This is a genomic window from Anaerostipes hominis (ex Lee et al. 2021) (assembly GCF_002270485.1).
GTDB lineage: Bacteria > Bacillota > Clostridia > Lachnospirales > Lachnospiraceae > Anaerostipes > Anaerostipes hominis.
Genome location: NZ_NQOG01000009.1, coordinates 23,754 through 36,477, shown reverse-complemented (window position 1 = coordinate 36,477; position 12,724 = coordinate 23,754). Strand labels below are relative to the sequence as shown.

Below are 12,724 nucleotides of genomic sequence, written 5' to 3'. Positions count from 1 at the left end.
AACTGCTGTATCAGTGGTATGAACACTAATACAACAGTTTTATGTTTATGTATACCTATTTAAAAATTCTTCTTACTGCCACGATCTTTCTGTATTTCGCATTCTTGGAGATCTTGATCCCACCTCTGGGATACGGTGCAGAGTTGCTTGCATGGACAATTTTATTATTTCCCATATAAATTGCCACATGTCCGCTGTAACAGATGATATCACCCGGCTTCGCCTTCTTGATTCCGCCTTTTACTTTCTTTCCTGCTTTTCTCATTCCGTAGGAAGAGTGCGGAAGTCTTTTGCCGAATTTTCTGTAAACAGACATTACATATCCGGAGCAGTCAGCTCCTCTCGTCAAACTGGTTCCGCCATATTTATATTTATTACCGACAAAGCGTTTTGCATAATTCACAACTTTCTGCCCTTTATTGGAAGCAGCTTCTGTCTCTCTAGTCCCGCCGATTGCAGAACATCCCACAACTGTGAGCATTATGACTACTATTGCTTTTACTACCAAACGTTTCATGTGTTCTCCTAATCAATCAATACAAATACTACAATAATGTTTCATGTATTTCTTTCACTGTTGCTATTGTAGCTTATATGTAATGAAATTGTCAAGAGTTTTTTAACATTTGTGTAACAATTATATTTTATTCTTTAATATATCGACAAATCTCTTCACATATCTTAGTTCTTCGTCGGTGATCTCATGCTGGCTGAACCTACCTTTTTCCGTGATTTTACGCACTTTTTCGAGGGTCAGGACATATTTTTCGTCCAGCTTCTTACCATCTGTCAGGGAATTTATTAAATTTTGATAAATTATGACTTTTTCCTTGTTGGTACTTTTTCTCCAATTCCTGTACCGGATAATTTCCCCCGCAATCTTAATAATTGTAACAATTATGAAAAAAGATAAAAGCAGCGCAGCCAGGCTCTGAAGAACCATATTTTTCTTCAAAAGAGACTCTCTTCCTTCTTCTGTGTATGAAACCTCCTCCTCTGTCTGATCCTGTTCGGACAGCAGATTCCGGGTGTTGGTCACTTCCACCGGGACCCACCCCACATTCTCTACGTATATTTCGGGCCAAGCGTGAGCATAGAAATCCGTGACCTGGGCTGTACGATCTCTCTTAAACTTCTGTTCATCGATCCGATATCCCTCCACATATCTGGACGGGATCCCCGCAGAGCGGAACATCATGACCGCAGCGGAAGCATACTGCGTACAGTAGCCTTTTTTATTCTCATTCAGAAAATACCAGATGGGATCTTTTCCCTCCGGTGTAGTTCCGGACTCGCTTGTATATCGATAATTTTCTCTCAAAAGTGTCTGGATCATCTCGGTCTTTTTCCGCATGGAGACCACCTGTAGCAGTTCCGGAAATTTCTTTGTAAGCTTCTTCTTTAATTCTCCGGGGACCTTCAAATACTGTCTCCTGACATATTTATTGTAGGAATCCATTGCCTCAAAATACTCCCTTTCCAAAGTCACATCCCCGGTCTGGCCATCCAGAAGGGCATCTGTGATCCTTCCGTCTGCCTTCAGCATACTGTCCAAGGATACAGGATAATATGTGAGAGTTTCCTTTTCCCTTTTTCCGGTCCTTTTCATATTGTAATCTCCGTAGTACCTCCCCTTTTCCGGAGAGATACTACTGAAATAAGGCCAAAGGTAATATTCATCCGTAAATTTCTGATAGCGGATCTCTGCTTTTTCCGGCTTTTTCTGAAGACCTGTATCTAAAAGTTCAAGACTGAGCTCAGGAATCTTGAGATCAAAAAACTGGTAAGGCAGATCCAGACTGTTCTCTCCCAGGATCACCTTTGCGTCTCTCTTTTCTTTTTTCCACATGCCTTTCTCATAAACACCGCTTGTGAATCCCTTCAGATACAGCGTCTCCGGTTTTGAAAGCTTCACTTGAAACAGCTTTGTTCCCCTCGGCGACACGGAACCGATCTTCCCAATATCTCCGCTTCCGATCCCTCCTGCCACCTGATAATCTTTGCCCTGTGACAGCGTCCTTACGAATTCCAGTGCCGTCTCCTTGACCGGATTGCTGTCTGCAGGCTCCCCGGCAGTTCCGGATACTGCGACAGCCCCCAGGAGAAGGCATACGGATATTAACGATGCGCTGAATGTCTTTTTGCGTGTCCAGAGTACATAGCCGGTCAAGCCGCATAAAAACAGCAGAAACGGTCCCGTGATGGAATACGGAGTCAGGATCAGCAGGCAGGCTTCGACTGCAGATACCACTGCCGCAAAGCTCTTCGTCTTCTTCGTCAGATGATGAAAGATCACACTGCCCACCAGGAATAAAAGCAGGATAAACAGGATGCTGTCCCGCCGCGTATACTCAGGCCGGATATCCACGTAATAATAAAACCCCATATCAAACACTTGATTTACTGCATCGGCCATCCGGTTGCTGATCAGCTGAAATCCATTGACAAGAGAGCTCCTTAAAAAAAATGAAGCCGCTGCCGCAAAGCCAACTGCGCCGAAGACAGCTTTCGGATACCTTTCTAACAGAACGCAGAGCACTGTCAGGATCGCCACGCCGGCACAGAGCAGATAATATTGAAAGGCTCTCGTAAAAAACCCGACAAAAACACTGTCTGTCAAGCCAAGAAATATCATGCTCAGAAATATATATTTCATATATGGTTCAATTTTTTCCTTCATAATAAAAAGACCCCTTGCAATCTGCTTCAAAATAATTCCAGATCATAGATTCCCTGCTCCAGCCTGCTCCTGTCGACTGCATTCGTCTCCGATTCTGTTTCTACATAAATCAGATCAGTCTCTGTCTCTCTCATATAGATATGAATTCCCTCATGCTCCCTGTTTTCAAAGTCCCCGCCGAAGTCTGACGCAAACATCTCCCCAAACAATTCTTCATACTGCTGATACCGTTCCAGGTAGTATTCCTTTGTCCCCCAGTATATTGTCTGCGGCATTCCCTGCTCCAAAAAAAACTTTGAGACAGAGAAAAATACAGTAAAAAAATCATCATATGCTTCTCCCCACTCCGGCAGGCTTAGAAAGATAAAGAGCTTTTCCTCCCTTTCTTCCTCCATGTCCTTCACCATCAGCAGATTTTTTCCTGCGAGCAGTTTCCAGTGAATCCTGGAACCCTTGTCTCCAGGGCGGTATTCCTTGAGTCCGTCATATTCATACGGGTCCATGGTCTTTGCCTCCACCGCCTGATCTGACATCCGGCCCAGCGGATACGCATCCGGCATGATAAGCACCACGGCTTTGGCTTTTACAAATTTATCTGCCCAGAACAGGCCCGTCATATCCCGCATTTTTATCTTAGCCACCGTTATGTGCACTTCGTCACAGTGATCAAATCTGAGCGGGATCAAAAAGCCCTCCGACTCCTTTCCGGAATACTCAAATCTCTCTTTTATGACTTTTTTCCGTCCCATGAGCCAATAGCGAACCTGATAGGTAATCTGGCACTCTGCTGTATCCAGACACCGGATTCCTTTAAAGATACCCTTTAATTGAATCTCTTCCTTCCTTGAGGCAGCTTTCCGGTCAAGAGACACTTCAATCCTCAGCTTCGATGCCTTCCTCCGCACGTTCCACCAGGATATTAACACCAAAACAAATAAGGATGCCAGAAGGCATCCTCCGATGATATTTTGATATAAGATAACATAAATCACACTTAGGATGATAATTCCAATGATCATGGATGCTCCTTATCTGCTCTTTGATACCGGGATCTCTTCGGCTATGGACTTAAGAATATCCCTGACCGTCCTGCGTTTGATCCTCGCCTCTTTGCTTTTCATGACACGGTGGGCGGATGTGGCATAAAAAATCTGCTTAATATCATCCGGCACCATATAATCTCTGTCATCGAGATATGCATTTGCTTTGGCCATCTGAAGAAGAGAGATCGTTCCCCTCGGACTGATCCCCATGCTAAGATCGGGATGGTTTCTGGTGGCACATGCAATATCGACAATATACCGGTACAGATCCTCATGGACATATACCCGCTCCGCCTGCTGTTTCATCAGTATGAGATCCGTCACCTGTATGATCTCTTCCAGAGAGTCGATGGCAACATTGACTCTTTCCTGCTTGAGCATCGCCACCTCACTCTCCCTGTCCGGGTATCCCATGGAAATCCGGATCATAAAACGGTCAAGCTGGGCCTCAGGGAGTGAATGGGTCCCCACCGCTCCCAGAGGGTTTTGTGTGGCAATGACCACATATGGATCGGGAAGTTCTCTCGTCACCCCATCTACAGTGATTCTTCCTTCCTCCATGGCCTCCAGGAGAGCCGACTGGGTCTTGGGCGAAGTCCGGTTAATCTCATCTGCCAGGAGGAGGTTGGTGATGGCCGCCCCCTTTTGATATTCAAAGGATTCACTGCCCTGCTTATAGACAGAAAACCCGGCAATATCCGCAGGCATCACATCCGGCGTAAACTGTATCCTCTGGTAATCCAGACCCAGAACCTTAGAAAATGCAATTGCCAGCGTAGTCTTTCCCACGCCCGGAATATCCTCAATCAAAATATGGCCGTTGGCCAAGATCGCAGTCATGACCTGCCTTGTGATATGGTCTTTTCCAATAATCACTTTTCCTATTTCTTCAATTGCCCTTGTGGCCAAATTGCTCATCTTATCACCTCTAAGCCTTCTTTTTTACATTCCACACAATGGAAGCCATGGCCACAGCCAGGGCTCCGGCCGCAACCGCCAGGCCTAAAAACCCGTTTCCTAATGCTCCCGCCGTCAGGTATCCGACTACAGCACAGACTGCCACGATAAACGCATAGGGCATCTGTGTTGCAACATGGTCAATATGGCGGCATCCGGCTCCCGCGGAGGCCAGAATCGTTGTATCGGAGATCGGAGAGATGTGGTCTCCGCATACGGCCCCGGATAAAATAGACCCCACCAGCAGTGTCAGCGCAGAAATGTCATTCCCCACGACAGCCACGGAGATAGGGATCAGGATTCCAAATGTCCCCCAGGAAGTTCCTGTGGCAAAGGACAGGCCCAGAGCAGCCAAAAAGAACAGGGCCGGCAGCACAGCCGCTGCGGACGTATTTCCACTGATAATTCCGCTGACAAACTGTCCGATCCTTAAATATTCTTCTCCGCATATACCGGATAGAGTCCATGCCAGACAAAGGATCATGATCGCTGACGTCATCGACTTAAATCCCTGGCTGAAACTCCCGCAGAAATCCACGAAGGCGACGACCTTTCTCGGAATATACAGAAGAAATGTAAAGATCAGCGTCGAAAAAGACCCCAATACAAGACTTCTTCCGCTGCTGCATTCGGACAGCGCCGTTATGATATCTTTTCCCTCAAAAAATCCTCCCGTATAAAGCATAAATCCAATACAGGAAACGATCAGAAACACGATGGGCAGGATCAGATCCTTTACCTGTCCTCTTCCCACCACAGGCACATCCGCGTCATGCTTCTGGTCATGGGTCTCGTTCCCCTTTTCCTCCTCATACTGTTTCATCTTGGAAAAATCCACGTTGATGATGATCAGAAAGATGAGGAACACCAAAGTCAGGAGAGCATAATAATTAAACGGGATCGCCCTGACAAACAAAGAGAATCCGTCAATCTTGCTTCCCTCTGGAAGCGAGGAGCCCACAGCCGCAGCCCAGCTGGAGATCGGGGCAATGATACAGATCGGCGCTGCGGTGGCGTCGATCACATACGCAAGCTTGGCCCTCGTGACCTTATATTTGTCTGTGATTGGCTTCATGACGGTTCCAACCGTCAGACAGTTGAAATAATCGTCCACGAAGATCACAGTTCCAAGAAGAGACGTGGCAAACATGGCCTGTCTCTTTGACTTGATTGCCTTTAATGCCCATTTCCCATAGGCCCTTGAGGCCCCGGATTTGGTGATCAGGGCTACTAAAATACCCAGCATCACAAGAAAAATCAGGATGTCACAGTTGCCCCCGATTTTTCCAGTCATAATTTCAAATATGGTATTCATTGCTTCCACAGGCTTGAAATGCTCAAACATCAAAGCCCCGGAAGCAATCCCCACCATCAGGGAAAGATAAACCTCTTTTGTGATCAATGCCAGTCCAATGGCAATGACGGGCGGTACCAACGCCCAAATAGTTCCGACCATTTATGCTGCTCCTTAGTTCTCCTCTTTATAGTAATTGATCAGGCATCCCTTCAGGATGATCTCTCTCTCATCATCTGTAAGTTCTCCCAAGGACAGCTCAAATTCAAGAAGCTCCCCGTCCTTCACAACAAAGGCCTGGATCTTGCCTGCTTTCTTCTCCACTGCCTCTCTGATACCCGGCAGGAATAAGTAGTCCTTGTTCTTAAACGGTAGCGCTCCTTCTTCGATTGTCAGCGGAAGCATTCCCCAGTTGATCAGATTAGAGCGGTAGCGCTTAGTAGCATATCCGTTGGCAATGTTTGCCCATCCGCCCAATACCTTCTGGCAGGATGCCGCCTGTTCTCTGGCAGAGCCGTCACCCGGCTTCACTGCGAAGATGGTACTTCCGATCCCAAGATTGCCTTCTCCGGTTCCCGGATACTTTTTATTTACAGCCTCCATGACAGGCTTTAATTCTTCTACTACATCCAGAGGACAGGTTCCCGCCTCAATGGCTTTCTGGCCTTTCTGAATCTCCTTTGCAAGTCCCACATATGCAGGATCTTTTCTGGACAGCGTAAACTCTGCCAGCCCAAGAGGATTAGAGCGGTAGGAAGAAGTCTCCCCTGACGGGATCAGCTCATCGGTTGTGGTGACTGGATCGTGGATCTCAGACACAACCTTTAATAAGAGATTCTCAGGGAGTGCAGACATCTTAGGCCAATCCTTGATATTTGGTCCAAACTGTACTTCCACGGAAGGATCCGCCACACCCTTGCTGTCAAACACACGGTTCTCATAAATTGTTTTGTCAAAGAAGTACTTTGGTACATTAAAATCAGAATCCAGATCTGTGGCTGGAGTCAGGTATCCCTTGTTTGCCGCAGTGGCTGCGATGGATCTAGCATCCATCAATGCCACGGATGCGATCTGCCCACTCTGTAACTTGGAGCCCTCTCTGTTCGGGAAGTTCCTTGTAGAGTGACGGATACTAAACGCATTGTTGGCAGGTGTGTCTCCGGCTCCAAAGCACGGTCCGCAGAAGGCTGTTTTTACAACGGCTCCTGTGGCCATGAGATCTGCCACCGCTCCGTTCTTTACAAGCTCCATGAAGACCGGCGTACTTGCAGGGTAAACACTCAGGGTAAACTCATCAGAACCGATGCTGGCTCCCTTTAAGATATGAGCTGCCTCACAGATATTCTCATATCCGCCGCCGGCACATCCCGCGATGATTCCCTGATCTACATACAGTTTTCCGTCTTTAATCTTATCCTGAAGCGAGTAATCTACAGCTCCATCTAGGCTTACCATGGCGCGTTTTTCCACTTCTGCCAATACATCACTTAAGTTTGCATTGACTTCATCAATTGTATAAGTATTGCTCGGATGGAATGGCATGGCGATCATCGGTTTGATCTTGGATAAATCCACTTCCACCATTCCGTCATAGTATGCAACGGCTCCAGGATTTAATTCTTTGTAGTCCTTTTCCCTGCCGTGGATCTCGTAAAATTCCTTAATAGTATCATCTGTCTTCCATATAGAAGAAAGACAGGTTGTCTCTGTGGTCATAACGTCAATGCCGATCCTGAAATCCGCTGACAGGTTCGCCACGCCAGGCCCTACAAATTCCATTACCTTGTTGTTCACATATCCGCACTCAAATACGGCGCCGATGATGGCCAGAGCCACATCCTGAGGCCCTACCCCTTTTTCAGGTTTTCCGGTGAGATAAACACCGACAACGGAAGGCATGTTAATATCATAAGTACGGTTCAGCAGCTGCTTTACAAGTTCCGGCCCGCCTTCGCCCATAGCCATGGTTCCCAGTGCACCATATCTTGTATGGCTGTCAGAACCAAGGATCATCTTTCCTCCGCCTGCGAGCATTTCCCTTGCAAACTGATGGATGACTGCCTGATGAGGAGGTACGTACATGCCGCCGTAGCGCTTTGCGGCAGTCAGGCCGAACATGTGGTCATCCTCATTGATCGTTCCGCCAACGGCACAGAGGCTGTTATGGCAGTTTGTGAGCACATAAGGGACCGGGAACTTTTCAATCCCTGACGCTCTTGCGGTCTGGATGATCCCCACAAAAGTAATGTCATGGGATGTCAATGTATCAAATTTAATCATCAGCTTGTCCATGCTGCCGGACGTGTTATGATCGTTAAGAATTCCATATGCGATGGTGTTTTGTTTCGCTTCTTCTTTTGTCGGGACAGACCCAACAAGCTGGTTTAATCGTTCTGCGTTTTTTTCATCTACAAGTTCGGTGCCGTCTACTAAAAATGCACCTTTTTCATACAAATTAATCATACTTTCCTCCTGAATCTTTTTAGGAGATTATATCATAAGATGCTGTTTTAGGAAAGAAAAATAAGCTGGCACCATTAAAAACTTTATATCTGGCATTTTCATCAATGCCACTTTTTTATTAAGATAAATGAAACGGATTTGAGCAATCTTAATTGAGGAGGAATGATCGTTATGAATCAAACGAAAAAACTTGTATATACCGCTCTTTTCACGGCTTTGTGCTGTGTGGGGACCATGGTCATCCAGATCCCAACCCCTGCCACCCACGGCTATATTCATCTGGGTGATGCCTTTGTCATCTTAAGCGGTGTTATTTTGGGAAAGAAGTACGGCTCTCTGGCCGCCGGTATCGGCTCTGCCTTTGCGGATATCTTTTCAGGCTATGCTTACTATGCGCCGACTACCTTCGTTGTAAAGTTCATGGTGGCGCTCTGTGCAGCCGTACTGTATAAAGCCCTCACCAGTCACGGAGTGAAAGAACTGATCGCCATGATCCCGTGCGGACTGGCCGACATCTTATTTGTGGTGGCAGGATACTTCCTCCACTCCTATTTTACGGAGGGGATCGGACCAGCACTTTTAAGCGTGCCTTCCAATGCCATCCAGGGCTGTTCCGGCCTGATTGTGGCAGCCATTCTGCTGCCAATCCTGACGGCAGTTCCGGATATTAAAAAAGCGAAATTGTGCATGAACCACGAGTAGTCTAAAAGAACTGCTGCCCTTGGATATTTCTCCCCGGGGCAACAGTTCTTTTATGCTCTGTATTCTTATTTCTTATCGTATAAAAATTCTTCTGGCAGGTTTACCTGAAATGCTTCACCCAGATCCCTGAAATTCTGCGGTGTGATGGTCTTAAACTTATCAGGTCTTACAGACAGCACTTTTATGAGAATCTCTGCTGCCTTTTCCACGGTGTGCATCAGACCGAAGGTGTTGTCAAAATCCTCTCCGGAACAAAAGATGCCGTGATGAGCCCATATGATAGCGTTGTACTTATTCATCAGCCTGCTGGATTCCACCGCAATCTCTCTTCCTCCCGGAACCATCCATCCAACAGTTCCGATCCCATCTGGAAATATAACCGGACACTCGGTCATCATTTCCCACAGTTCTCTTGTAAATACCTTGTCATCAATGGGGAGGATAAAGGTCAGTGCAATCACATTAGGTGTGTGGGAATGATAGATCACCCGGTGTGCGCCGCCTGTAGCTTCTTTTTTCACCTCGTGGTTCATCAGATGGGAAGGCAGTTCACTGGTGGGCACTCCGCCTCCTTCCAGTCCCCAGACGATCCGGTAATTTTCTCCCCTGCTGTCAATCTCGATGATGGCAATGTTTGACGCCGGTGCAAGTTCCACATTACGGAAATATTTTCCGGAACCCGTCACCAAAAAATACTCACCAGCCAGTCCCGGAACTTCTGTTTTGATCGGAGTAAACTCCCGTTCCAGTTGAAATGCCTCCTTAACTTCTGATACTTCCTCCGGCTTCATACGGTAGGTTGCATTTCCACCGTTCCTCTCGTGCCACCCTTGTAAAAAGCCGTCTGTGCACATTCTGATAAATCCTTTGATAAACTCTGCTTCTAATATATTCATGTTCCGCCTCCTCTAATTGCGCTGTAACAGGATATTGTTTTCGTAAGCTTTTACTTCCTGAAACCAGTCCTCTTTTGCAGGTACCCCGTTGATCTCACAGAAGTAATTCCATACGTCCCCTGCCGGGTACAGCTTTAATTCCTCCTGCATCACCATAAGCTCTGTAAATTCCCTGTTCTCCTGGAGAGACTTAAGCTTCTCATTAGGTCTAAGCATGGCTGTGAGCAGGGCTTTCTGCATATTTCTCATGCCGACCACCCAGGCTGAGATACGGTTGATGCTGGCATCAAAGAAGTCCAGCGCAAGGAGCACATGTTCTGTCCCGTTCATGACGATTTCTTTTGCGATCTCCTTTGTCTCATCATCCAGGAGAACCACATGATCGCTGTCCCAGCGCACCGGCCTGGTCACATGAAGTGCCACCTTGTCTGAAAACAAAAGCATGGATGAGATTTTGTCAGAGACTACCTCTGTAGGATGGTAATGTCCATTGTCCAGCAGGCAGAGGATATCATTCTTAGCCGCATAGTTCATATAAAACTCATGGGAACCTACGGTATAGCTTTCCATGCCGATGCCAAACACCTTGGATTCCACTGCCACATTGACTTTTTCCTTGTCATAGCCTGCCGCCAGGATCTGGTCAAGGGAGTCCTTCAGTCTTGCCCTGGGTGCCTTTCTGTCTGCAGGAACATCCTTAAATCCATCAGGGATCCAGATGTTCATTGTACATGGAGTTCCCAGCTCCTCTGCAAAATATTCGGAGATCCTCAAGCAAGCCTGGCCGTGGCGGATCCAGAACTGCCTGATCTCTTCATTTTCACTGGAAAGAGTCGCTTCCTCCGCTTTTGGATGAGAAAAAAAAGTAGGGTTAAAATCCAGGCCCAGGCCTCTTTCCTTTGCAAATTCCACCCATTTTTTAAAGTGCTTCGGTTCCAGGGCATCCCTGTCCACAAATCCATCTTCAAACACAGCGTAGCTGGCGTGCAGGTTCAGCCTGTGTTTTCCCGGGATCAGGCTCAACGCCTTGTCAATATCTTCCATCAGCTCTTTTGGTGTCCTCGCTTTTCCCGGATAGTTTCCCGTAGCCTGAATCCCTCCGGATAACGCTCCCTCTCCTTCAAAACCGGCCACATCGTCTCCCTGCCAGCAGTGCATAGAGATCGGTACATTTTTTAAATATTCCAGTACCTGATCTGTGTCCACCCCGATGTTTCTATAACTTTCTTTTGCCGCCTCATATCTTTCTTCTACTGTCATGATGCTTTTCCTCCTATATTTTCCGGTTCATAAATTTCTATTTCAAATGACTGCGCCACACAGTTTCTTGCTTCTTTCAAATCCTTAAAACATCCGGCGTATCTCATCTGTAAGAGCAGGCTTCCTATGGCTGTTGCCTCTGACGGTCCTGCATATACGGTACACCCGGTATATTTTGCTGTCAGCTCATTGAGGTATCCGGCGTTTGCGCCTCCGCCCACTACATAAATCTTTTCATACGTTTTACCTGTCAGGCTCTCGATCTCCCTGATCGTCCTGGCATAACATTCTGCCAGACTGTGATAGATCACTGCCGCTGTCTCCCACTCGCTCTTCGGCACCTGCTGTGAGGTCTTTATGCAGTAATCCTTCACCGCCTTTATCATGCTGTCCGGTGCCAGAAAAGACTCATCGTTGCAGTCCACAATGGATGGGATCGTCTGCTTGGACGCCATCTCACAGAGATAGGAAAACGAATATTCCGTGTCAAACTCCTTCTTAACAGACTGTATCATCCACAGGCCCATGATATTTTTTAAATAGCGAAACCGGAAGTCAACGCCTCCCTCATTGGTCAGGTTGGCCTTCATACTTTCTAAGGAACAATCCGCTTTTTTTAGCTCGGTTCCCATCAGAGACCATGTGCCGGAGCTGATATATAAAGCCTGGTCATCTTCTGTTGGTATAGCTGCCACCGCAGACCCGGTATCATGGGTTGCCGGAAGCACCACCTGGCAGTCAAATCCGATCTCCTCCTGGATCTCCTCGGTGAAGTTTCCGACAAAAGTTCCGGGAACCGCTATTTCCTGAAAGATTTCTTCCGGAAAACCAAGACGCTTTATCAAAGAAGAATCCCAATCCTTTGTCTCCGGATCCACCAGTTGCGTTGTGGTGGCATTGGTGTACTCCGTCTTCTTGACTCCTGTCAGAAGAAAGTTAAAGTAGTCCGGGATCATAAGAAGGCTTTTGGCCTGATCAAGACGTTTTGGTTCCTTCTCCCTGTCCGCTGTCAGCTGGTAAATTGTATTAAAGATCTGCTTCTGTATCCCGGTTCTCTCATACAGCTCCTTAAGAGAGATCTCTTCATACACTTTTGTATCCATTCCCTGCATCCTGCTGTCACGGTACCCGTAGGATTTCCCTATAGGACAGTCATTTTCATCCAGCAAAACATAGTCCACTGCCCAAGTGTCGATTCCCATACAGACAGGGATCTTTCCAAGCTCCCTGCATTTTTTAAGTCCCTGCTTGATCTCGTAAAACAGGGCGTCTGTGTTCCAGCAGAGGGAGCCGTCTATATTTTCCATGCCATTTGGAAACCGGTAGATCTCGTCAAACTTAATCTTTCCGTTTTCCAGAGTTCCTAAAATATGCCTTCCGCTGGAGGCCCCGATGTCCACTGCCAAAAAATATTTCTTCATTATCTCTG

10 protein-coding genes are annotated in these 12,724 nt (G+C 46.9%); 1 reads left to right on the top strand and 9 read right to left on the bottom strand.

From position 1 onward, the window contains the following. Positions 1-55: 55 nt before the first annotated feature. From CI597_RS09895 to CI597_RS09870, 6 genes are all read right to left on the bottom strand, one after another. Positions 56-517, bottom strand: coding sequence for a C40 family peptidase (locus tag CI597_RS09895; RefSeq protein WP_024727192.1), 462 nt, complete (start codon positions 515-517; stop codon positions 56-58). Between the two features lie 120 nt (positions 518-637). Continuing rightward, positions 638-2,680 (bottom strand): transglutaminase-like domain-containing protein, encoded by a 2,043-nt coding sequence (locus tag CI597_RS09890; RefSeq protein ID WP_143266080.1) that lies wholly within the window; start codon positions 2,678-2,680, stop codon positions 638-640. Between the two features lie 26 nt (positions 2,681-2,706). Beyond that, complete coding sequence (locus tag CI597_RS09885; RefSeq protein ID WP_024727190.1) at positions 2,707-3,699, bottom strand: DUF58 domain-containing protein; 993 nt, start codon at positions 3,697-3,699, stop codon at positions 2,707-2,709. A 9-nt stretch (positions 3,700-3,708) separates the two neighbouring features. Beyond that, positions 3,709-4,641 (bottom strand): AAA family ATPase, encoded by a 933-nt coding sequence (locus CI597_RS09880; protein WP_024727189.1) that lies wholly within the window; start codon positions 4,639-4,641, stop codon positions 3,709-3,711. Between the two features lie 10 nt (positions 4,642-4,651). Beyond that, positions 4,652-6,136: a Na+/H+ antiporter NhaC family protein gene (locus CI597_RS09875; protein WP_024727188.1), complete on the bottom strand. Its 1,485-nt coding sequence runs from the start codon at positions 6,134-6,136 to the stop codon at positions 4,652-4,654. 12 nt (positions 6,137-6,148) lie between these two features. Continuing rightward, positions 6,149-8,437 (bottom strand): hydratase, encoded by a 2,289-nt coding sequence (locus CI597_RS09870; RefSeq protein WP_024727187.1) that lies wholly within the window; start codon positions 8,435-8,437, stop codon positions 6,149-6,151. 171 nt (positions 8,438-8,608) lie between these two features. On the opposite strand from CI597_RS09870, the gene CI597_RS09865 reads away from it, so the two are divergent. After that, positions 8,609-9,139, top strand: a complete 531-nt coding sequence (locus CI597_RS09865; RefSeq protein ID WP_024727186.1) for an ECF transporter S component — start codon at positions 8,609-8,611, stop codon at positions 9,137-9,139. 65 nt (positions 9,140-9,204) lie between these two features. On the opposite strand, the gene rhaD is transcribed toward CI597_RS09865, so the two are convergent. The 3 genes from rhaD to rhaB are packed head-to-tail and all read right to left on the bottom strand — an operon-like array spanning position 9,205 to position 12,716. Continuing rightward, positions 9,205-10,035 carry a rhamnulose-1-phosphate aldolase gene (gene rhaD, locus CI597_RS09860; protein ID WP_024727185.1) on the bottom strand — a complete coding sequence of 277 codons (831 nt, stop codon included), beginning with the start codon at positions 10,033-10,035 and terminating at the stop codon, positions 9,205-9,207. 12 nt (positions 10,036-10,047) lie between these two features. Next, positions 10,048-11,295, bottom strand: coding sequence for an L-rhamnose isomerase (locus CI597_RS09855; RefSeq protein WP_024727184.1), 1,248 nt, complete (start codon positions 11,293-11,295; stop codon positions 10,048-10,050). Beyond that, positions 11,292-12,716 carry a rhamnulokinase gene (gene rhaB, locus CI597_RS09850; RefSeq protein ID WP_024727183.1) on the bottom strand — a complete coding sequence of 475 codons (1,425 nt, stop codon included), beginning with the start codon at positions 12,714-12,716 and terminating at the stop codon, positions 11,292-11,294. The genes CI597_RS09855 and rhaB overlap by 4 nt, the downstream gene beginning before the upstream one ends. Positions 12,717-12,724 lie beyond the last annotated feature (8 nt).